Origin of the sequence: Pantoea sp. Morm (assembly GCF_016643525.1) — a bacterium.
GTDB lineage: Bacteria > Pseudomonadota > Gammaproteobacteria > Enterobacterales > Enterobacteriaceae > Pantoea > Pantoea dispersa.
On record NZ_VOQX01000007.1, the window covers coordinates 78,354 to 98,105 of the forward strand.

22 protein-coding genes are annotated in these 19,752 nt (G+C 62.2%); 1 reads left to right on the plus strand and 21 read right to left on the minus strand.

Annotated features, from left to right (window positions below):
* Positions 1-126: 126 nt before the first annotated feature.
* The 21 genes from FT726_RS04415 to FT726_RS04515 form a co-directional block, all read right to left on the minus strand.
* Positions 127-1,359, minus strand: a complete 1,233-nt coding sequence (locus tag FT726_RS04415; protein ID WP_222952048.1) for a beta-ketoacyl-ACP synthase — start codon at positions 1,357-1,359, stop codon at positions 127-129.
* Positions 1,359-2,090: a 3-ketoacyl-ACP reductase FabG2 gene (locus FT726_RS04420; RefSeq protein ID WP_058759685.1), complete on the minus strand. Its 732-nt coding sequence runs from the start codon at positions 2,088-2,090 to the stop codon at positions 1,359-1,361. The genes FT726_RS04415 and FT726_RS04420 overlap by 1 nt, the downstream gene beginning before the upstream one ends.
* Positions 2,090-2,563: a hotdog family protein gene (locus FT726_RS04425; RefSeq protein ID WP_021506454.1), complete on the minus strand. Its 474-nt coding sequence runs from the start codon at positions 2,561-2,563 to the stop codon at positions 2,090-2,092. Before FT726_RS04425 ends, FT726_RS04420 begins: the two co-directional genes overlap by 1 nt.
* The gene (locus FT726_RS04430) at positions 2,556-3,713 is read right to left on the minus strand and encodes a beta-ketoacyl-[acyl-carrier-protein] synthase family protein (RefSeq protein ID WP_288422664.1); all 1,158 of its coding nucleotides are present in this window, start codon (positions 3,711-3,713) and stop codon (positions 2,556-2,558) included. The genes FT726_RS04425 and FT726_RS04430 overlap by 8 nt, the downstream gene beginning before the upstream one ends.
* Complete coding sequence (locus FT726_RS04435) at positions 3,710-4,285, minus strand: DUF3261 domain-containing protein (RefSeq protein WP_288422665.1); 576 nt, start codon at positions 4,283-4,285, stop codon at positions 3,710-3,712. The genes FT726_RS04430 and FT726_RS04435 overlap by 4 nt, the downstream gene beginning before the upstream one ends.
* On the minus strand, positions 4,282-6,603 hold the full coding sequence (locus FT726_RS04440) for an MMPL family transporter (RefSeq protein WP_346302426.1): 2,322 nt from the start codon (positions 6,601-6,603) through the stop codon (positions 4,282-4,284). Before FT726_RS04440 ends, FT726_RS04435 begins: the two co-directional genes overlap by 4 nt.
* On the minus strand, positions 6,569-7,180 hold the full coding sequence (locus FT726_RS04445) for an outer membrane lipoprotein carrier protein LolA (protein WP_211725907.1): 612 nt from the start codon (positions 7,178-7,180) through the stop codon (positions 6,569-6,571). The genes FT726_RS04440 and FT726_RS04445 overlap by 35 nt, the downstream gene beginning before the upstream one ends.
* A complete protein-coding gene (locus tag FT726_RS04450) occupies positions 7,177-7,593 on the minus strand; it encodes a thioesterase family protein (protein ID WP_021508257.1) in 417 nt (138 codons plus the stop codon). The genes FT726_RS04445 and FT726_RS04450 overlap by 4 nt, the downstream gene beginning before the upstream one ends.
* Positions 7,586-9,280, minus strand: a complete 1,695-nt coding sequence (locus FT726_RS04455) for a glycosyltransferase (protein ID WP_288422667.1) — start codon at positions 9,278-9,280, stop codon at positions 7,586-7,588. Before FT726_RS04455 ends, FT726_RS04450 begins: the two co-directional genes overlap by 8 nt.
* The gene (locus tag FT726_RS04460; RefSeq protein WP_278426553.1) at positions 9,274-9,621 is read right to left on the minus strand and encodes a 3-hydroxyacyl-ACP dehydratase FabZ family protein; all 348 of its coding nucleotides are present in this window, start codon (positions 9,619-9,621) and stop codon (positions 9,274-9,276) included. Before FT726_RS04460 ends, FT726_RS04455 begins: the two co-directional genes overlap by 7 nt.
* Entirely contained in the window at positions 9,608-10,936 is a 1,329-nt protein-coding gene (locus FT726_RS04465; RefSeq protein ID WP_282995859.1) for an AMP-binding protein, read from the minus strand. Before FT726_RS04465 ends, FT726_RS04460 begins: the two co-directional genes overlap by 14 nt.
* A complete protein-coding gene (locus FT726_RS04470) occupies positions 10,933-11,493 on the minus strand; it encodes a hypothetical protein (protein WP_021508261.1) in 561 nt (186 codons plus the stop codon). The genes FT726_RS04465 and FT726_RS04470 overlap by 4 nt, the downstream gene beginning before the upstream one ends.
* Before the next feature lie 8 nt (positions 11,494-11,501).
* Positions 11,502-11,753, minus strand: coding sequence for an acyl carrier protein (locus tag FT726_RS04475; RefSeq protein ID WP_282995860.1), 252 nt, complete (start codon positions 11,751-11,753; stop codon positions 11,502-11,504).
* An 11-nt stretch (positions 11,754-11,764) separates the two neighbouring features.
* A complete protein-coding gene (locus FT726_RS04480; RefSeq protein ID WP_021508263.1) occupies positions 11,765-12,022 on the minus strand; it encodes a phosphopantetheine-binding protein in 258 nt (85 codons plus the stop codon).
* 3 nt (positions 12,023-12,025) lie between these two features.
* On the minus strand, positions 12,026-12,826 hold the full coding sequence (locus tag FT726_RS04485; RefSeq protein WP_288422668.1) for a 1-acyl-sn-glycerol-3-phosphate acyltransferase: 801 nt from the start codon (positions 12,824-12,826) through the stop codon (positions 12,026-12,028).
* Positions 12,816-13,547 (minus strand): beta-ketoacyl synthase chain length factor, encoded by a 732-nt coding sequence (locus tag FT726_RS04490; RefSeq protein ID WP_346302427.1) that lies wholly within the window; start codon positions 13,545-13,547, stop codon positions 12,816-12,818. Before FT726_RS04490 ends, FT726_RS04485 begins: the two co-directional genes overlap by 11 nt.
* Before the next feature lie 193 nt (positions 13,548-13,740).
* Positions 13,741-14,133: a hypothetical protein gene (locus tag FT726_RS04495; protein ID WP_346302428.1), complete on the minus strand. Its 393-nt coding sequence runs from the start codon at positions 14,131-14,133 to the stop codon at positions 13,741-13,743.
* Between the two features lie 233 nt (positions 14,134-14,366).
* Positions 14,367-15,737: an efflux transporter outer membrane subunit gene (locus tag FT726_RS04500; protein ID WP_346302429.1), complete on the minus strand. Its 1,371-nt coding sequence runs from the start codon at positions 15,735-15,737 to the stop codon at positions 14,367-14,369.
* Complete coding sequence (locus tag FT726_RS04505) at positions 15,734-16,825, minus strand: HlyD family secretion protein (RefSeq protein ID WP_288422671.1); 1,092 nt, start codon at positions 16,823-16,825, stop codon at positions 15,734-15,736. The genes FT726_RS04500 and FT726_RS04505 overlap by 4 nt, the downstream gene beginning before the upstream one ends.
* The gene (locus tag FT726_RS04510) at positions 16,822-18,507 is read right to left on the minus strand and encodes an MFS transporter (protein WP_058759699.1); all 1,686 of its coding nucleotides are present in this window, start codon (positions 18,505-18,507) and stop codon (positions 16,822-16,824) included. The genes FT726_RS04505 and FT726_RS04510 overlap by 4 nt, the downstream gene beginning before the upstream one ends.
* A gap of 2 nt (positions 18,508-18,509) precedes the next feature.
* Entirely contained in the window at positions 18,510-18,941 is a 432-nt protein-coding gene (locus FT726_RS04515; protein WP_346302430.1) for a MarR family transcriptional regulator, read from the minus strand.
* A gap of 478 nt (positions 18,942-19,419) precedes the next feature.
* Between FT726_RS04515 and FT726_RS04520 the strand changes: the two genes are divergently transcribed.
* Positions 19,420-19,677 carry a biofilm/acid-resistance regulator YmgB/AriR gene (locus FT726_RS04520; RefSeq protein ID WP_058759735.1) on the plus strand — a complete coding sequence of 86 codons (258 nt, stop codon included), beginning with the start codon at positions 19,420-19,422 and terminating at the stop codon, positions 19,675-19,677.
* The last annotated feature ends 75 nt before the right edge of the window (positions 19,678-19,752 follow it).

The following is a 19,752-nucleotide window of genomic DNA, read 5'->3' on the forward strand; positions in this document are numbered from 1 at the left end:
CGGTTTGCGATTATGCGCAGCGTACAGACAAATGCAAGCGAAATCCGGCGGTGTATCACCGCCAGAGGCATCATCGGGGAGGAAGATTCCCGCCGGGCGACGGGAATGAGGGGTAAACGGAGAGACTCAGGCGTCGCGCCAGCGTTTAAACACCAGCGAGGTGTTGATACCGCCAAAAGCAAAGTTGTTTGACTGGACGTAATCGGTCTGAAGCTGCCGGGGCGCGCCAGTGATGTAATCCAGCTCACCGCATTCGGCGGCGGGCTGCGTCAGATTCAGCGTTGGCGCAAACCAGCCCTCACGCATCATCTCAATACTCATCCACGCTTCCAGCGCGCCGCAGGCACCCAGCGTGTGACCGAAGTAGCTTTTCAGCGAAGAGATGGGCGTACGATTGCCAAAAATCGCTGCCGTCGCCTGGCTTTCGGCAATATCGCCGCGATCGGTGGCGGTACCGTGTGCGTTAATGTAACCAATCTGCGCTGCCGTCACCCCTGCGCTGTCCAGCGCGCGCTGAATACAAATCTGCATGGTTTCACGCTGCGGCTGAGTGATATGGGCCGCGTCACAGTTAGTGTGAAAACCGACCAGCTCCGCATAGATGGTCGCGCCGCGCGCCTGCGCATGTGCCAGCGATTCCAGAATCAGCGTGCCCGCCCCTTCGCCAATCACCAGACCGTCGCGCTGTTGATCGAACGGTGCCGGCGAGGTGTGCGGCGCGTCGTTACGCTGGCTGGTGGCAAACAGCGTATCGAACACGGCGGCTTCCGAGGGGCACAGCTCCTCTGCCCCGCCCGCGACCATCACGGTCTGATAGCCATGGCGAATGGCTTCCCACGCGTAGCCAATCGCCTGGCTGCCGGAAGTGCAGGCGCTGGACGTGGGGATCACGCGACCGCGCAGACCAAAAAACAGCCCGGCGTTTACCGCCGTGGTGTGCGGCATCATCTGCACGTAGGTGGTGCCGGTGATGTTGTTGGTGTGCTTTTCCGTCAGCATGGTGGCGAATTCGCTCACCGGACCGGTGCTGCCGGTCGAAGACCCATAGGCGATGCCGGTTTCACCATTGGTCAGCACCGGATGGTCAATCAGGCCGGCCTGCTCCAGCGCCAGCTCGGTGGCACGCGTCGCCAGCAGTGAGACGCGGCCCATGGCGCGGATGCGTTTACGCGTGTAGTGCGGCGGCAGCGTGAAGTCATCGATCGGCGCGCCCAGCAGCGTGTGCAGGCCATCATAGACTTGCCACTCCGGCATTTTACGTACCGCATTCTGGCCCTGTTTAATGCGCTGCGCCACCGCGCTCCAGCTCTCACCGAAAGCGGTGACGCCGCCCATACCGGTAACCACTACCCGCTGCATCACAACATCCCTCCGTTGATGGAAATCACCTGCCGCGTAACGTAGCCAGCGATATCCGACATCAGATAGCTGGCCAGGCCAGCGACTTCGTCTGCCGCGCCCATACGTTTCATCGGAATGATTTTCAGCGCTTCGTCGATTACCTGTGGCTCAAGATCGGTCATGCCGGTATCGATCAAACCTGGCGCGATACAGTTAACGGTGATTTTGCGTTTCGCCAGTTCAATCGCCAGCGCTTTCGTGGCGCCGATGATACCGGCCTTGGCCGCGCTATAGTTGACCTGCCCGCGGTTGCCCATCATGCCAGATACCGAAGAGAGGGTAATGATGCGTCCGCCCTGGCGCAGGCCGATCATCGGCATGACGCAGGGATGAATCACGTTGTAGAAGCTGTCGAGGTTGGTGTGGATCACGCTGTCCCATTCGTCTTCGGTGAGCGCCGGAAAAGCACCGTCGCGGGTAATGCCCGCATTGCTGATCACACCATAATAAGCACCGTGCGCAGCGATATCCTGCTCCAGCGCGTTACGCGTGGCTTCCCGCTGTGCCACGTCAAACTGCAGCGTGCGGCCGCGGCCGCCTGCGGCAACGATCTGCGCCAGCGTCTGCTGCGCACCGGCGGCGTCGCGGTGGTAATGCACCACAATATCAAATCCGTCGGCGGCCAGACGTAAAGCCATGGCACGGCCAATACCTTTACTGGCCCCGGTTACTAATACGCTGCGGGTCATCACTCGGTTCCTTGTTGCGCTAATCGGGTTAATTCGTCGTCGTCGGGCTGGTAGGTGTTCAGTCGTCCGCTGGCCAGCAGGCTGGTGCCGCAGCGGATCTCGCCCTCAAAACTGCCCAGCTTGTCATCGCGCATCAGCAGGTGCATCTCAATCTGCAACGCACTGTGTGCCGCGAAGGTGGACGCACTGGCGCGATAGCCGCGCCCGCCCAGCAGCATGCCGGGGCGGATGTCACTGGCGCCGCGCTGGCGGGCATGAAAGCCGGACCAGACGCCCACGGTCTGCGCCATAATCTCGACGCCAAACCACGCCGGCAGTTCGCCCTGCGGCGTGAGAAACGGTGCCAGCACGCCGTGCGGGCTCACCGTGACCGCACAGACAACGCTGTCTGGCGTGACGTCAAGCACGCGCTCAAGCAGCAACAGCGGCGCGCGATGCGGCAGGTAATCGCCCACCGGCAAAAAATCATTCATGCGAAGATCCTACAATCAGGCAGGTATTGTTCCCGCCAAAGGCAAATGAGTTGGAGGCAATCACCGGGCGCGCCAGCGGCTGTGCCACCGTCAGCAGTCCACAGGGCGGCAGCGTACTATCCTGCGTCGCATGCGAAAAATCCTGCGGCGGCAGCGACAACTGTTGCTGGATAATCAGGGCCGCCAGCGCGGCTTCGGTGGCGCCTGCTGCGCCCAGCGTGTGGCCAGTGAGGTGCTTGGTGGAGCTGCACGGCACGGCATCGCCAAACAGGCGGTGAATCACCGCTGCTTCAACCTGATCGTTGAGCGGCGTGGCGGTACCGTGCAGATTGATATAGCCCACCTCGTGCGGCTGCAAACCGGCCTGCTGCAGCGCCATGCGCATGGCGGCTTCCGCGCCCACGCCCTGCGGATGCGGCGCTGACATGTGCCAGGCATCTGACGATTCACCGCAGCCCAGCAGCGCCAGTGGCTGTGGCTCGCGCGTCAGCAGCAGCAGCGCCGCCGCTTCACCAATCGAAATACCGTCGCGCCCGGCGCTGAACGGTGCGCAGTGATGTTCCGACAGCGAATCGAGGCTGGCAAAGCCGTTAATCGGCATGCGGCTGAGCGAGTCCGCACCGCCAACCAGCGCCACGTCGGCCAGACCGGCAGCAATCAGCCGCGCCCCGCTGATGATGGCGCGCGCGCTGGAGGAGCAGGCCGTAGAAATCGTGTACGCCGGGCCATCCAGCTGCAGATAGTGCGCCAGAAAGCGCGACGGATCGCCCAGTTCCTGCATCCGGTAGTCATAACCGGCATGACCGCCGTCCGTCTGCCGATCGCCCTCATCCACGCCGGAAGTACTGGTGCCCAGCACGGTGGCCACGCGGGCGCGACCATAGCGCGTAATCGCCTCATCCAGCGCTGGCTGACACTGCTGCAGCGCCGCCAGCAGCAAACGATTGTTACGCGTATCATGCGCCGCCAGTTCAGCCGGTACCGGCGGCAGCGCGCCCGGCACTTCACCCAGCCAGCAGCGTTTGCCCTGCGCTAACCAGCCGTCACGCGGCTGCATGCCGGGCGCTGTGCCCTGCTGTAGCTGGGCGGCAATCTGCGCCAGGCTGCTGCCCAGCGCATTGACCATGCCAAAAGCCGACAGGTAAATCATGAGGAGGCGTCCAGATGCTGGATGTGAATCTGATAGCCAAAGGCGCGCTGATCAACGCTAATCGGCTCACGCTGTTCCCCGCGCTGCAGATAATGAATCTGGCTGATCAGCTGGCCGGAAGCATCGCGCAATTCGCGCCGGTCGCCCACATCGCGTAGCGTCCAGCCGGACGGCAATTGCGGCTGCCACGCGCTGACCGGCCAGTAGCTCAGCATAATATCGGCCAGCACCTGGCTGGCTGGCGGCAGGTCGGGCAGCGCCATCATCTGCTGGGTATGAATCCCCTGTTGATCGTAAGTGACGCGGAATAGCCGGATGCCAAGCGATGACAGCCCGGCCAGCGAGATCTGCTGCGCATTCGCGCTGAGCAGCACCAGCAATGACTGGGTTTTGCCCTTCACGCGCCCGGTCAGCAACTGCTGCTGCTGAAAGCCGGGCGAGATACCCGGTGCCGGCAGCGTGACGCGCACGCCGGGTTTGAGCCAGGCCGTGGGCCGGCTGGACTCGTCATGGTGAGACGCACATCCGCTCAGCAGCAGGCTGAGCGCCAGCAGTAACGCACCCATTCTCATCGTGATTTCCTTTTTCCGCCCGCCAGCGCCAGCGGCGCCAGTAAAAATGCACAAAAAATTCCGCTGCACAGCACGGTACCAAAGCTGCTGATGGCGCTGGTGCTGCTGAATACCAGCATGCCCAGCGTCAGCAGCGTGGTCATCATCGCCAGCGTCACCGCCAGCATCGACGTCAGCGGCGTGCCGCGCGGATTACTGAAGAACAGCGTGTAATTGATGCCAATGCCCAGCACCAGAATCAGCGCCAGCAGCGCAAACAGATTCAGACTGGCACCCAGCCAGCCGAGCGTGGCCAGCGCGGCCGCCAGCGACAGCCATGACGGCAGCGCGCTGCGCAGCCCGGCTTTGAGGCCAAGGCGCAGGGTATAGCTGACGGTGATCAGCAGCAGCGCCAGCGCCAGCAGGCCGCTTAGCAACGTGCGCCAGAAGCCAAACAGCTCATCGTAACGGGCCTTGCGATCAACCCAGCTCACACCTGCCTGCGCTGTCGCCAGCTTTTGCAGCGCGGCACTGTTCTGCACGCCGCTCACCGGGACCAGCACGCTGCTGCGTCCGTCAGGCAGCGACAGCCACAGCAACCGCCAGCCTTCACTCAGCGGACTCGCCAGCCACGCCTGCACGCTGACCGGCATCGGCTGCAGACTGGCCTGCGCCGGATTAATCCCGGCCTGTTGCAGACGCGCCATGATAGTTGGGGCCGCCTGCTGTAACAGCGCGACATCCTGCTGCTGCTGTTCAAGCGTGCTGAGCGGCAGCAGGCGATAGCTCGCCAGCCAGCCCTGCTGCTGCGCGCGCTGCAGTTCGGGCGCCAGCGCATTAAGCCGCTGCAACACCTGCTGCTCGTTATCACCCCAGACGACAAACCAGGTTTGATCGGCCTGTTGCCCGGTGAGCTGCGCCAGCTGGCGATCCTGCGCCAGCAGCTGCGCCGGCGCGCTCTGCAGATGAGCAATATTATCGTCGACGCGCAGCTGTAAGATGCCGCTCAGCGCGTAAAGGGCTACCAGCAGCGGTAACCCGACGCGCAGCCCGCGCTGGCGGCGCCACGCGGCCAGCCAGCGCGCCAGCCACACCATCGCCGGCACCGGTCGCACCGGCAGACCGCGCACCAGCCACGGATAGAAACAGATCACCGTCAGGCACGAGGCGCTCAGGCCGCTGGCGGCAAATACCGCCAGCTGGCGCAGCCCGGGAAACGGTGCCAGCAACATCAGCAGCCAGGCGATCGCCGTGGTGCCCAGCGCCAGCAGCAGCGTACCGCGCACTTTATGCAGACTCTGCCACGGTGTGGCGTGCTCGCCGTGCACCATGCGTTCCGTCAGGTAGTACAGCGTATAATCGGCCGAGATGCCGACAATACTGAGACTCATCACCAGCGTGGTGAGATGCAGCTCACCAAAAAACAGCAGCGTGAACACGGTGCCGGCCATCGCCCCGATGGCTACCGACAGCGCGCTCAGCGCCAGCGGCCGCAGTGATCGAAACACCAGCCACACCAGCAGCAGCAAACCGCCCAGCGTCACGCTGCCCAGCGTGGCAACATCATGCTGCGCGCGCTGGCTGGCATCGTCGCTGAACAGCACCGTGCCGCGCGTCAGCAGCTGCGCCTGCGGCCAGCGCTGTTTCAACTGCTGCTCAAGCTGATGCAGCGCGCTGACCAGCTGATGGCTCTGCGCCATGCTGAAGGCGTTATGTACCAGTTCGCCGTGCAGAAAATACCAGCGGCGCTGCTGCGCATCGCTGACCGTCAGCCAGCCGTTGTGCAGCACCATTTTGCTGGCGTTCTGCTGCAGCGCCAGCTGCGCGCCACGCACCAGCAGCAGCGGGTCACCGGCAAGCTCTTTGCTGCTCACCCCGGCAAACGCCGAAAACAGCTGCGCCAGAATCCAGTCGGCCTGCGCGCCGCCGCCGTGCTGCAGTCGCGCACGCGTCAGCGGATCGATCAGCCCGTTGCGATGCTGATAAGCAAAGCTTCCCCAGCGCTGCAGCTGATCATCATCCAGCGCGCCGCTAACCTCACTGAGCATCGGCAGTGCCCGGAGCTGCGCCTGCAACCACGCGGCGGCGGCGTCACCGTCCGCACCAGGCGCACTTACCAGCCACACCAGCTGGCGGTCGAGCCGCTGCATAAAGCCCTGCTGAATCTCCGCCGGTGCCTGGCCAAGATTCTGCTGCGGCAGCAGAGCCAGCACGCTGCTGTTAATGTGGCTGCGCGGCAGTAACCAGGCCAGCGCCAGCATCAGCAGCAGACAGACGGCCAGCCAGGCGCGCGCGGCAAAAATCTCACTGCGCTGCGGCAAAACGGGCTCGCTCTTCATCAGTCAGTTGGCCGGGCTGCGTACGGGTATCGCTCAGGGTGATTTCCGTTTTATCGCCCTGGCGGTCATCCAGCGTAATGCGGTTGAGATACGCCGCGCCCTGCAGATCGATGCGGTTGAAGATCTTATTCAGCGGTGCCGCTTTCGGCGTCAGGCTCAGCTGCCAGCCGTCGCCACCGTCATCGTGGAAATCGAGCACAAAATTCTCGCGCAGTACCTGCTCATCCGCCTGGAACAGCGCGCGCAACAGATGGTTAAACTGGAACATCTGCGGATTGCTGTCAGCGGTGATCACCTGCGGTGGCTGGCCGCTCATGCTTTGCACCATGCGGTGATCATCCAGAATCAGCGTCATCGGGAACGGTGTCGCCTGGTGCCACCACAGCCCCTGCTGCTGAGCAATCAACAGCTGGCCGCGCGACACCAGCGGCTGTGCCATGCCAGCGATGCTGCGCACCTGAACAAAGCTGGCGCGAATCACCGGCTGGCTGGCAAAGCGCTGCTGTAGCTGTTCCAGCGTCACCGCGCTGGCGCTGGCGCTGAGCAACGTCAGCAGCAGGCAGAACAGACGAATCATGATGACACCCCCAAACGCTGCAGCAGAATATCCGGCGAGACAAAGCACATCTCCTGCGTGCTGGCGCTGACCGCCACCTGCAGCGTGTGCGCTTTGGTGGTCACCTGCCCGGCAGCGTTACGGATGACATAATCGATGCGCAGCCGGTTTTCATATTCGCTGATGCTGGCTTCAACACGAATGGCCTCTTCACAGCGCAGCGGCAGGCGGTATTTAACCCGGGTATCGACCACCGGCCAGACGTAGCCGCTGGCGCTCATCTCTGCATAGCTGTAGTTGATGCTGCGCAGCAGCGCTTCACGCGCCACTTCGAAGTAGCGGAAATAGTTGCCGTGCCACACCACGCCCATCGGATCGCAGTCATGAAACGAGACCACCCGTTCAATCTCCGCGCGCCAGCTTGCGTCACGCATCGCGTTGCTCCTCTTCGGGCAGAGCCCAGAAATCGTAAAAGTTAAACCAGTCCAGCGGTGCCAGCAGGGCATGATGCTGCAGGCGCGCAGCGTAGCGATCGACCGCCGCCTGCAGCGCCTGCTGTCGCCCATTGCGCGGCAGCGGTAAAGGATCGGCAAAGGCCTCGCAGTGCACGCGCAGTTTGCCCTGCTGGCGCAGCGCGAACATCAGCAGCACCGGACAGCGCAGCGCCGCCGCCAGCACAAAGGGTCCCTGCGGGAACGGTGCCGGTTGGCCCATAAATTCACTCCACACCACGCGCCGTTCGCCGCCGCGCTGACGCTGCACGGCGGTGCGGTCGCCAACAATGGCCACCCACTCACCGGCATCCAGCTTTTGCTGCAGTAAAATTGCGGTGTCCGGGCCGATATCACTGACCGGCAGCAGATTGACGCCCGCCTGCGGCGCAATGCTCTCCAGCACTGCGCGGAAGCGCTGGGCGTTGTCGGTGAACACCAGCGCGTTGATCACCAGACCGCTGACCTGCTTCGCCATCGCCCGGCAGGCTTCGATATCGCCCAGATGCGAGGCGAGAATCAGCTGGCCTTTGCCTTCAGCGGCGCGAATCACCGTTTCCGCACCGGGCGCGAAGTCGATATCGCGTCCCCATTGCAGGTCACCGCGCCAGCTGGCGACTTTATCCAGCATGCTGTTGCCAAAACGCAGGAAGTGGCAATAGCTGCTGAGCGGCCGCGGCAGCGCAATCTGCTGTTGATGCGCCACGGCCTGTACGCGCGTCAGCCACTGCTGCGACGCCGCCCGCGCCGCGCGACCGCTGAGCCAGTACACCGCCACCACCGGCCACAGCAGCAGAATAAACGGCAGGCGGCCGGCACGCTGGTACAGCCACAGCATAAAGCGCAGCCCCCACTGGCCGCGGCGCTCTGGCGTCGCTGCCCAGTGCGCCTGCTGACGCCGGCGGGATAGCAGCTGCGGGATGCGTGGCAGCATGCCAAAGAACAGACGGGTGTGCATCCACGAGATACGCAGGTTGTCATGCAGCGCGTCAAAGTGTGAGACGCCGCTCGGCGGATAGGTCACGCGCGTGCGGATAAACCGGCTCGGCGTGCCCTGCCAGTAGAGGCGCACCATGATCTCGGTGTCAAAATCCATGCGCTGGCCGATAGCGCGGCGATCGCACAGCTCAAGCGACGCTGCCAGCGGATAGACGCGGAAACCGCACATGCTGTCTTTCAGCGAAAACGACAGCGTTTCCACCCATACCCAGAAATGGGTGATGTAGCGTCCATAGAGCCGGGATTTCGGGATTGAGGCATCGTACTGCGGCTGGCCGGAGATCAGGCAGTGCGGATAGCGTTCGGCCTCTGCCAGCATGCGCGGTGTGTCCTCCACCTGATGCTGTCCGTCGGCGTCCAGCTGCAGCGCATGACTAAAGCCCACGGCCGCGGCGGCGCGCAGTCCGGCAATCACCGCCGCTCCCTTACCTTGGTTGTGCGGCAGCGTCAGCACCCGGAGCTGCGGCGCATCCAGCGCAGCGATGTGCTGTTTGGTCCGGGCATCGCTGCCGTCGTCGACCACGATCACCGGCAGGTTGAACGGGGCCAGCCGCGCCAGCACCGACGCCAGCATGGCACCGTGGTTGTAGCAGGGAATCAGCACGCAGGGCGCAAAAGAGGCACTCAGCACAGGCGAATCTTCCCGCTGCTGGCGACCTCAGCCTGCGCACCGCGCAGCAGCGCGTAGCGAAAACTCAACAGCGACTTTTCCGGCAGCCACTGCAACTGCAGTTCCAGCTGCGCATCCGGCGGCACCGGCTGCTGGAATTTGATGTTTTCAATCGAGGCAAAACTCTTACCCGGCGCGAGGCGCGTCAGGCCGTAGTGCAGCACCCAGTCAAGCTGCGCCACTCCCGGCAGAATCGGCAGCGTCGGGAAGTGGCCGCGAAACCATAGCAGGTCGGCAGCCACCAGCAGGCGCAGGGTGAGCGTGCCATCCTGCTGTTGCGCGTTTAATTCAACCGGTAACATCAAACAGTTCCTCTATCTGCGGCCATGCGCGTTTGCTCTGCGCGGTGACCGGAATTGCCGTCACCACACGCCAGTAGCGCGGCATGGCGACCGGCTCCAGCCAGGGTTGCAGCGCGCGTTTCCATTGTTGTTTACGCTGGTGCAGCGTGGCGGCGTCTGGCAGCTGCGGCAGCGCCAGCACCACCGCGATGGCATGGCGGCCGTGACGCTGAATCGCCAGCGCGGCGGCATCTTCCACACAAGGCAGCGCCAGCAGGCGACGCTCTACTTCGCTCAGCGACACGCGCTTGTCTTCAATTTTCACCACCCGATCCTGGCGCCCTGCCAGCTGAAACTGGCCCGACGGCTGCTGCACAATACGGTCGTCCAGCGCACAGCCCGCGCGGCTCTCCAGCAGATCGGAGAAGACCTGCCAGCGCTGCGGCGCGATCTCGCGCAGCGAGACGTGGGGGAAACACTGCCACAGCGCAGCGTCATCGCTGGCCCGGCGCCACGCGATCACCCCGGTTTCGGTACTGCCGTAAATTTCATCCACCGCGCAGTCCAGCGTTTGCTGCGCGCGTTGCGCATCCGCGCCCGGCAACGCGCCGCCCGCGGAGACAATCAGTGCACAGGGCGGCGCCACCAGCGCCGTGTCCAGCCGGCGCAAAAACGCCGGGCTGCTGATAAAGGCGTAGCGGCGATCGGCACGCTGATCCGCCAGTTGCTCACCATAAAAAATTTGCTGCGCGGCGAACGGCAGGCCGAGCGCCATCGGCAGAATAATGCGAAAACTCAGGCCATACAGATGCTGATGGCTTACCGAGGCAATGACGTGACACGCCTGCAGACGCGTGCCCCACAGATCGGCCAGCCACTGAGCTTCCAGATCCATAGCGCGCAGTGATTTGACCACGCAACGAGGCGTTCCGGTTGAGCCGGAGGTGAACAGCACCAGACTCGCCTGCGCCGCTATATCTGGCAGGGCGCCCTGCGCCAGCGCGCCGTCCCAGCGTAGCTGTGGCAGGGTGACCGCCAGCGGCATATCGCTGATCACGCCATCAAGACTGTCGTGCATCTCTTCCAGCTGCGCTGCGCGGCAGTGGCCGGGGATGACCGGCGTTTTGCCGGCGTACCAGCTCGCCAGCAGCGCCACGGTAAAGTGGTAACTGTTGTCAAAGCACAGCGCCCAGCGTGCGCCAGGCTGCGCCTGTAGCTGATGGGTTAAGCCCAGCACCTGCTGCCGCATCTGCGCCAGCGTATGCAGCTGTTGCCCCTGCCAGGCGACGAGACGATCGGCGCCGTGCAGCCAGTCGCGAATCGCCACGGCCTTCATGCGTGTTTCCTCATGCGCTGACGCAGCAGCCATTCGCCGCCCATCAGCGCGCCCATCAGCACATAGCTGATGCACCCGTTCCAGAGTGTCCATAGCCGGATATGACTCAGCAGGCAGGTAGTCAGGGCCACGCTGCCGTTGAAAATAAAAAACCCGCACCACACCTGCGTCACGCGTCGGGTATAACGGACGGCACGCGGCGGCAGCTGAGGTTCACGCAGGCGCGCCAGGCGCTCTACCAGCGGCATCGGGCTGAACAGCGACGCGGCGAACAGCAGAAGCAACAGGCCATTCACCACCACCGGATACCACAGCAGCAGATGCTGCGCCCGCAACACGATACTGGCGAGAGACAGCAGGCAGCCGATCAGCGCCAGCAGCAGCAGCGTGCGGTTCAGCGCGCCCTGCGCCTGACGCAGGCTCCAGATGCGCGCCGCAAACACCAGCGCCAGCAGCACCAGCACGCCGCGCCACTGCGGGTGAGTCAGCGCCAGCCATACCAGCAATGGCCAGGCGATCAGCGCCAGCGCGTTCAGCAGCTGCAACAGCCTGTGCATGGCGTTTATCAGGCCTGGTCGCGCATCAGCTGGTCGACGGCGTCAACCACGTCCTGTACGGTGCGCACCGCGCGGAAGGCTTCTGGCTTGATCTTACGCCCGGTGCGTTTTTGCAGATGCACCACCATGTCAACCGCATCAATACTGTCGAGTTCGAGATCTTCATACAGGCGAGCGTCCGGGCGGATCTCGTCCGGATCAATTTCGAACAGCGTAGCCAGCAGCGTCGCCACTTCCTGGTAAATATCTTGTTTATTCATGTCGACGGTTCTCAGGCTTGCTGTTGTTCAACAAAAGCGGCCAGCGTGGCCACGGAAAAAAAGTGCGCCCGCAGCGTTTCGCTCTCGGCGGAGAGCTGCACGCCGAAGCGGTTTTTCACCGCCAGTCCCAGCTCCAGCGCATCGATCGAGTCGAGCCCCAGCCCTTCGCCAAACAGCGGTGCATCGCTATCGATATCATCCGGACTGATATCTTCCAGATTCAGCGTGTCGATAATCATGGTTTTAATGTCGTCAATCAGTGCTTGCATAACTTACTTTGTCTCTTCAGGCACCAGCGCCTGTTGCAGATAACGCGTCAAACGGCGCGCGGCCAGCGGCTGCGCATCCTCATCCGCTTCGTGAAAGGCGTGGCTGGCAATACGCGATTGTACGCGTACCGTAAAAACCGGTTTAACCAGCGGAATCTGATACCAGCGGCTTTGCTTGTCGAGCATACGCTGGGTACAGGTGATATGAATCACGCGCAGATCGCATCCGGCGCGCACCGCAATATTTGCCGCACCGCGCTGCAGTTGCAGCGGCTGGCCGTAGCGGGTGCGCGTCCCTTCGGGGAAAATTAGAATGGTATCGCCGCGTGCCAGCCGCTGCTGGCTATCCGGCAGTAGCGTCTCCGCCTCGCTGTTGATCAGGTAATCGGCTGATTTAATAACGCCGCGGAAGAAAATGTTGTGCTGCAGGTCGGCCTTCACCAGGCAATCCATCTCGGGTAACAGCGAGGCGATCATCACGTAATCGATCAGCGACGGATGGTTGGCGACAATCAGGCAGCCGCGATCCTGACGCAGCGCTTCTGCACCCAGCATCTGATAGTCATACACGCCGACAAAACGGCAGAAGCGCAGAAAGCAGCGAAAGTTCAACGCAATGCTGCGGCGCGCGATCTGCCGCCGGCGCAGACCGTCACGCTGAATCAGCAGCAGCAGGTTGAACCAGATCAGCGACAGCAACAGACCGCCAATGCTGAACAGGCTAAAGCAAAGCGCGGTCATCACCAGCCGCCAGTAATAGTTGCCACCGCGCCGCTGACGCATCGGCATAGCGTTATCCGCCATGAGCACGCTCCCAGCGCCACTGATGACGCTCGCCGGCCAGGGTGAAATCCGCCGTTTCGCTCAGCATCGCATGCAGAAACTGCAGGCTCTGCGGCAGCGCATCGGGCTGAGCGCGGGCGGCGATCGCCGTACAGCGCCACGCTTCGCCGGCGCGCAGCAGCAGCGCAACCGCGTAGGGTGCATTAAAGGTATCGATCTCCGGCAGCCACGGACGGTAGTAGTCGGGCACCAGCCCGTCAAAATCCACCAGCAGCACCTGCCGGTAACCGGCCTGATGCAGCGTGATGACCTCAAGCAGGCCCTGCTGGAAGCTGTCGATGCCGGCAGAAATTGACGATGACACTAATGGCTGACGTGCGGCGATGGTCAGGCTGCCGACCGCCGAGTTGTGCACCGACATCGCGAAGTCGGTGGGGGATAGCGGCTGGCCGTCCGCAAGCGTACGCAGAATACGCAGATTGCGTTCCAGTTCGCCATGGCGGCTGGTAAACACCACGGCGTCAACCGACTGTCGGGCCAGCAGCGCAAGGCCGCACTCAACGGCAGCGCGGCTGCCGGGGCTGAGACGACGGGCAGTCATCATCGGTAAAAACTGAGGTTTGGCGATAGCCAGGCAGGCATCCAGTACCGGCGCGTGTTGCGCCCAGCGCTGCCAGTCGTCGGCACTGCTGTGGCCCGGCGCGATGGCATGCCAGTCAACAAGGGAGTAAGCGAGTTTCATACCTGCATTCTTTCTTCAGCCTCAGGGATGGTCAGATTTTCGCTGCGCGGCATCCCTTCCCTGCTCTCTATTCCAGTCATCCGCCTCACGCGGATGTCGCCGAGTTCTCAGGCGGACATCGGGTCCGCCTGTTTCTATTTCGGCAGCGTGCCAGCTAACTTTACGATTAACTGTTAGCGGCGCGCGTGATGACTTATTTTACCGCCTGCACCGCCAGACGGGTCTGGATGCCCTGGTTCAGGTTCTGAATCCAGCGGTTGTAGTTACGGTGAATCTGGCCACTGCCTGCTTTCAGATTGGTGCTACTGACGTAATCAATGCGGTAGCTGTTAGCAGTATAGGTAATACGGATATTCGCCGTGTGGCCGCGTTCTGCCAGCAGACCATTCATCACGCCCGAACCCGCCGGTGAGATCACCCAGTGATTGGCCGCGCCAGCTTCCACGATAGCGCGCTGCATCTGCTGATCGCTGTAGCTCTGCGCGACCGTCTGGCTGACGTTCTGGATCGGTGCCGTGCGCGATGCACAGCCGGTGATAAATACCGCTGCAACCAGCAGTGCCAGCGTGGCTTTTTTATTCATCATTTCCTTTTCTTCCCCTGTCATGGCAAGCCGCGCAACCACGCGGCCGTGCAGGCAACAACCCCTGCATAGTTCCGTTCAGACTGTGTAAAGCGCCGCGGATAATACCACTAATTGTAAAGACAAGTAAAAAAAAGCATGAACCACTTAAGTTCGGGCTGGTGCTGTTGTGAAAGCGGGGTGAACGGGCTTTAGACGTCATTTATGACCGCAGCCAGGCGGCTGCGGCATGATGATCAACCCTGCCAGCCGCCGCCGAGGGCGCGGTAGAGATCGATTTGCGCCAGCAGCAGCGTGTTTTTCACCGCCACAATATTCAGCTGGGTGCTGAACAGCGTGCGCTGCGCATCAAGCTCATCAAGGTAGGACGCATAGCCATTCTGATAACGGTTGCGCGCAATCCGCCACGCCTCGGCAACGTAGCGCTCCTGCGCCTGCAGTTCCGTCAGCTGCTGCTGGCTGCGCGTAATGGCATCCAGCGCGTTATCCACCTCGGCAAAGGCGTTGCGCACCACTCTTTCGTAGCCGTACAGCGCCTGGTTGCGCGATGCCATCGCCACATCCACCTGTGCGGTCAGCGCTTCGCGGTTGAGCAGCGGTGCCAGCACGCTGCCGCCGATGCTCCACAGGCGGAACGGATTATCCAGCAGATCGTGTAGCTGGCTGCTCTGCAGCGTGCCGGACGCCGTCAGGTTGAGCGATGGCAGCAGCTGTGCCTGTGCCGCCGCCAGCGACGCGTCGCTCGCCAGCAGCAGGCGCTGCGCCTGGACTATGTCAGGCCGGCGATTCAGCAGCTGCGACGGCAGCAGCGCCGGCAGTGCGTGTGGTCGCAGCTGGTCGAACTGGCTGCTGCGCGCAATCTGGCGCGGATTCATGCCCACCAGAATGCTGAGTGCGTTCTCCTGCTGGGCGATCTGATGCTGCAGCTGGGGAATTTGCGCTTTCGCCGTCTGATACTCCGATGCCGCCTGCATCCATTCCAGCCGCGAGGTATAGCCGGTTTCGAACTGACGCTGCGCCAGGTTCAGCGAGTTCTGCCGCGTTTCCAGCGTGGCCTCGGTGACGCGCAGCTGCTCGTCGAGCGCGCACAGGCTGAGGTAACCGGACGCGACCGAGCTGGCCACCGTCAGCTCGGCTGCCGAGGCCGCCGCACGCTGCGCCGCCAGCGTGGCTTCCGCCGCGCGGGTGCTGTTGCTGCGGCTGCCCCACAAGTCGACCTCATAATTCGCCTGCAGCAGTCCCTGAAATACCGCACTTTCGTACGGCTGGCCGGTTGCCGCTGACAGCGCACGCTGATGGGTTGCCGCCACGCCCGCCGACAGCGTGGGGAAGTTGTCGCCCTGCGCAGCGCGCAGCTCGGCGCGATACTGATCGACGCGCGACCGGGCAATGAGAATATCGCTGTTGTGTTGCAGCGCCTGGTTCACCAGCCAGTTGAGGCGATCATCACCAAAGCTGCGCCACCACTGTGCTTCCGGCGCGGCGGCGGGCCCGACCTGCTGGCGCCAGTCGGGCGGAATCGGCAGCGACGACGGCGCCTGCTCCACTTCGCGGGCGCAGCCGGTCAGCAGCATCGCGATGAGCACCGCGAGTAACGGCCGCTTCATAACGCATCCCGGTGTGGTTCGGCGGCGGTATCAATGTCGACTTCCACTGACATCCCGGGCCGCAGCTGCTGCAGTTCATCACCAAGAATTTTGATGCGCACCGGAATGCGCTGGGCGATTTTCACGAAGTTACCGGTGGCGTTATCTGGCGAGATAGCGCTGAACTCAGATCCGGCCGCGGGCGAGATAAACTCAACGCGGCCGTCAAAGCGCTTGCCGTCCAGCGCATCAACGCGGATCGACACCGGCAGACCGGGGCGCACGCGCGCCAGCTGGGTTTCCTTCAGGTTGGCGATCACCCATTTATTATCCGGCACCACCGAGGTCAGCCGCGTGCCGGCAGTAACGTACGTGCCTTTGCGCACCGACAGCTGACCGAGCTGGCCGCTGTCCGGCGCGATAATGCGCGTATTGTCCAGATCGATATTGGCCAGCTCCAGTGCCGCCTGCGCGCTGGCTACGTCGCCGGCCAGCGCCGCGCGGTTAACGATAGTGGTTTGCAGATTCTGCTGCGAGACCGCCACCTGCGCCGCCGCCTGGCGCAGCTGGGCCTGAGCCTGCGCATTGGCTGCGCGCGCGGCGTCACGCTCGCGTACCGACAGCGAGCCATCCGCCGCCAGATTTTCCACCCGCCTCAAATCCAGACTGCTTTTCAGCGCCTGCGCTTTGGCATTCTCCAGCGCGGCTTTATTGCTGGCGATTGTGGCCTCCGCACTCTTCTGCTGCTGCTGGTTGTTATTCTGCGCGGCAATCTTCATCGCCAGCTGTGCCTGCGCCTGATGCACGCGCTGGCGATAGATACGATCGTCAATGGTCATCAGCAGCTGTCCTTTGCGCACCGGCTGCAGATCCACCACCTCAACGTTCGTCAGGTAGCCGCTGACCTGCGGGCTGATAAAGGTCACCTGGCCGCGCACGTAGGCGTTTTCCGTTGACTGGATGGTGCTGGTGAAGGGCCACAGCTGCCAGGCGTATAAGATCACCAGCACGCCCACGATGGCGATACCGCTCCCGGCGGCGATAGAGAGAATGCGTCGGCGGTTGGTGCGCTCGCGCTCCGCAGCCTGTAGATCGTCCTGTTGACTCATGGGGTCTCCGTTCGGTTTGCTGGCGCAGCCTGCTGCTGTTGCTCAGTCAGATTATGTCGCGCCTGGCGCCAGTTGAGATAACGCAGCCGCGTCAGGCGCCACAGCACCCACATCAGCGTTACCATTGCCAGCGCGGCAGTCAGTAAATAGGTATCGTTATAAGCCAGCACGTTGGCCTGCAGCGTGGCCACGGTTTGCAGCTGACTGTTGCTCTGCGCGCTGAGCAGGCCGCTGTCCGCCAGCTGGCTGCGAAACAGCGCGCTGTACTGGCTAAGGCGATCCACCACATTGGGATCGAGCAGCGACAGCTGATCGCCCAGCAGGCTGGAGTGATATTTTTCGCGCCACGTCTGGAAGGTGCCGAGAATGGCGGAGCCAATCAGCCCGCCAAGATTCTGGCTCATGCCAAACAGCACGACAAAACTCACCAGATTTTTCGGCTGAGTCACCACGCCGCCGATGCCAAGCAGCATCGCTGGCCCAAGGAAAAAGGCACTGCTGAAACCGAGCAGAAACTGGCTGAAGTAGAGATTGCTGGCGCGCGTCAGCGGGCTGGATTGCGCATCCATCAGCGAGGCGACAATCATTACGGCCAGCGAGACCACGATTGGCCAGCTCAGATGGTTGGGTTTGATGGTCAGCGCGCTGGCAATCATGCCGCAGATCACGCCCGCAATGATCGCCAGCGCCAGCCCGCGCATCTGATCGTTGAGCAGGCCCAGCTGCTGCAGAAAGCCCACCGCGCCGGTATTCTGCTCGGCCAGCACGATGCGCATCATGATCATCACGATGCCGAGCCGCACGATCATGCCATTGCTCAGCCAGCGGGTGTTAATCAGCGGGTTAGCGCGGTTATGCTCCAGCACCACCGCCGCGACAATCAGCACCAGCGCCAGCGCCAGACAGACACCAAGCCAGGGTGTGCTGAACCACCACTCAATGCGACCGAGCGACAGCACGCCGCACAATAACGCCATGCCCGGTGCCAGCAGCATAAAGGTGACGAAATCGAGCTTTTCGAACGCTTTGATACGGTCGCCCGGCGGCAGCTTGACCACCAGCACGCAGCCCAGCGCAATCATCGCCAGGCCCAGCTCAAAAAGATAGAGGCCGCGCCACTCCTCCAGCTGCAGCAGCTCGCTGGAGAACAGCCGCGCCAGCGGAATCGCCAGCTGTGAGGCGGTGATACCAATCACCAGCGCTTTGAGACGGTGCTTCGCCGGCCAGGCCTGGATCTGATAATAGATGCCCAGCGAGCTGAGCGCCGCGCCCACCATGCCGTGCGCGGTACGCACGATAATCGCCGAGCTGAGATCGTTAGCGAGGATGTGAAAAAACGCCACGATGACGTACAGCACCAGAAAAGCTTCGGTAAACAGCCGCAGACCAAACTGCTGGCGGAACTTCACCAGCAACAGATTAATGGAGATATTGCCCATCACGTAGACCGCCGGCAGCCAGGCGATTTCGTTGCTGTATGCGGCGAAGGTGCCCTGCAGATTGGTGAGGTTGGCGGTCACCAGCGCATTACTCAGCGCGCCGGTAATGGAGATCAGCAGGCCGATCAGACCAAACGCGATGCGTTTCGATGGCGCATGCAGCGGTGTCGAGGGCGATCCCGGCAGCATCGGCTTTTCGTGCGGCAGCCATTCGCGGGGGGCGTACGGGTTACGTTTCGCCACGGCTATACGTTTCCTAAGCGTTCAAGCAGCTGCTGCAACACGTTTTCGGTCACTGCCAGCGCGGCGGGATCGATATCGGCCAGCAGCTGGGCGCGCAGCGCATCCGCCTGCGTTTTCACCGTAGCGAACGCCTCGCCGCCCTGCTCGGTTAACACCAGCAGGCGCTTGCGACGATCTTCCTTTGGCTGCACCCCTGCCAGCAGCTGCTGTTTCACCAGCCGATCGACCAGCGGCACCACACTGGCTTCCTCCAGCCCCAATAGCTGTGCCAGCGCCTTTTGCGTCGGCGGTTCACTGGCGGTCGCTATGCTGGCAATTGCCAGCCAGCTACTCATACTCAAACCGCTCTCTTTCAGGCGACGATCAACCGCCAGCCGCCACGCATGGGCAGTAAGATGCAACAGACGGGAAAACGGTTGTGGATGGTCAGTCAAAGCGTAGTGGCCTAATGGTTAGAGTTCTAACTAAATGGGAGGGTTATTATAAGCTAAGCGACGTGCGAATGAAAAGTTTGCTTACATCAGCAAATTTAGTCGTGCTGCACGCAGATTACCAGTTTCACTTAAGTCGCGGAAAGGCCCGATCAGGTCGTGTGTACAGCTTGCCTGTATAACTTTTTTCGGCAAAATACCCTATAATATTGAGTAAATTAGCCTGATAAGCACGAAATGCACAAGCCGCCGCTTGTACAGATTAGGGGTTACTGTATAACTTTAGCCGCCATGAATCGGTTAACGATTCGGTAACGAATGATGCAGTTGCGTCGCCTCTGAAGGTGTTGTGGATTTCCACCTTCAGAGGTGTCTTTTTGTGTTGGGTGGTGAGTCAGGTTTTTCGCGCCTGTCCGCGCGGAAATATTTCATCCTGGTTGTGCTGGCCGCTGGGCCATCAGCCAATCTTAAGGGCTTACACATGCAAAATGCCGTCAACAGCAGCGATGTCCTCGCTGACAATTTCAAACAGGCCGTCAACAGTGAAACCAATGAGATGGAAGTCTTAGGCCATCTGATTGCTGAAATCCTGCACAGCGGTATGCCGGTGACCAATAAGGCCATTATTGCCGCCCTGATTGGCCGGCTGGAGCAGGAAGCCGATGTCGTCCAGCTGGATGTCTACCGTCACCTGCTGGAACTGGTGGTTCACCAGACTCCGGATGATTTTTCGCTGTAGCCGCAGCGGATTCCAGGGATGGAATCAACCTTATCGCCCCGTTTTACTGGCGCCTCGCGTCATCCCCCGGTAACA

Coding starts and splice junctions, on each gene's coding strand:
- FT726_RS04415 (WP_222952048.1), bottom strand. CDS start 1,359: ATGCAGCGGGTAGTGGTTACCGGTATGGGCGGCGTCACCGCTTTCGGT.
- FT726_RS04420 (WP_058759685.1), bottom strand. CDS start 2,090: ATGACCCGCAGCGTATTAGTAACCGGGGCCAGTAAAGGTATTGGCCGT.
- FT726_RS04425 (WP_021506454.1), bottom strand. CDS start 2,563: ATGAATGATTTTTTGCCGGTGGGCGATTACCTGCCGCATCGCGCGCCG.
- FT726_RS04430 (WP_288422664.1), bottom strand. CDS start 3,713: ATGATTTACCTGTCGGCTTTTGGCATGGTCAATGCGCTGGGCAGCAGC.
- FT726_RS04435 (WP_288422665.1), bottom strand. CDS start 4,285: ATGAGAATGGGTGCGTTACTGCTGGCGCTCAGCCTGCTGCTGAGCGGA.
- FT726_RS04440 (WP_346302426.1), bottom strand. CDS start 6,603: ATGAAGAGCGAGCCCGTTTTGCCGCAGCGCAGTGAGATTTTTGCCGCG.
- FT726_RS04445 (WP_211725907.1), bottom strand. CDS start 7,180: ATGATTCGTCTGTTCTGCCTGCTGCTGACGTTGCTCAGCGCCAGCGCC.
- FT726_RS04450 (WP_021508257.1), bottom strand. CDS start 7,593: ATGCGTGACGCAAGCTGGCGCGCGGAGATTGAACGGGTGGTCTCGTTT.
- FT726_RS04460 (WP_278426553.1), bottom strand. CDS start 9,621: ATGTTACCGGTTGAATTAAACGCGCAACAGCAGGATGGCACGCTCACC.
- FT726_RS04465 (WP_282995859.1), bottom strand. CDS start 10,936: ATGAAGGCCGTGGCGATTCGCGACTGGCTGCACGGCGCCGATCGTCTC.
- FT726_RS04470 (WP_021508261.1), bottom strand. CDS start 11,493: ATGCACAGGCTGTTGCAGCTGCTGAACGCGCTGGCGCTGATCGCCTGG.
- FT726_RS04475 (WP_282995860.1), bottom strand. CDS start 11,753: ATGAATAAACAAGATATTTACCAGGAAGTGGCGACGCTGCTGGCTACG.
- FT726_RS04480 (WP_021508263.1), bottom strand. CDS start 12,022: ATGCAAGCACTGATTGACGACATTAAAACCATGATTATCGACACGCTG.
- FT726_RS04485 (WP_288422668.1), bottom strand. CDS start 12,826: ATGGCGGATAACGCTATGCCGATGCGTCAGCGGCGCGGTGGCAACTAT.
- FT726_RS04490 (WP_346302427.1), bottom strand. CDS start 13,547: ATGAAACTCGCTTACTCCCTTGTTGACTGGCATGCCATCGCGCCGGGC.
- FT726_RS04495 (WP_346302428.1), bottom strand. CDS start 14,133: ATGATGAATAAAAAAGCCACGCTGGCACTGCTGGTTGCAGCGGTATTT.
- FT726_RS04500 (WP_346302429.1), bottom strand. CDS start 15,737: ATGAAGCGGCCGTTACTCGCGGTGCTCATCGCGATGCTGCTGACCGGC.
- FT726_RS04505 (WP_288422671.1), bottom strand. CDS start 16,825: ATGAGTCAACAGGACGATCTACAGGCTGCGGAGCGCGAGCGCACCAAC.
- FT726_RS04520 (WP_058759735.1), top strand. CDS start 19,420: ATGCAAAATGCCGTCAACAGCAGCGATGTCCTCGCTGACAATTTCAAA.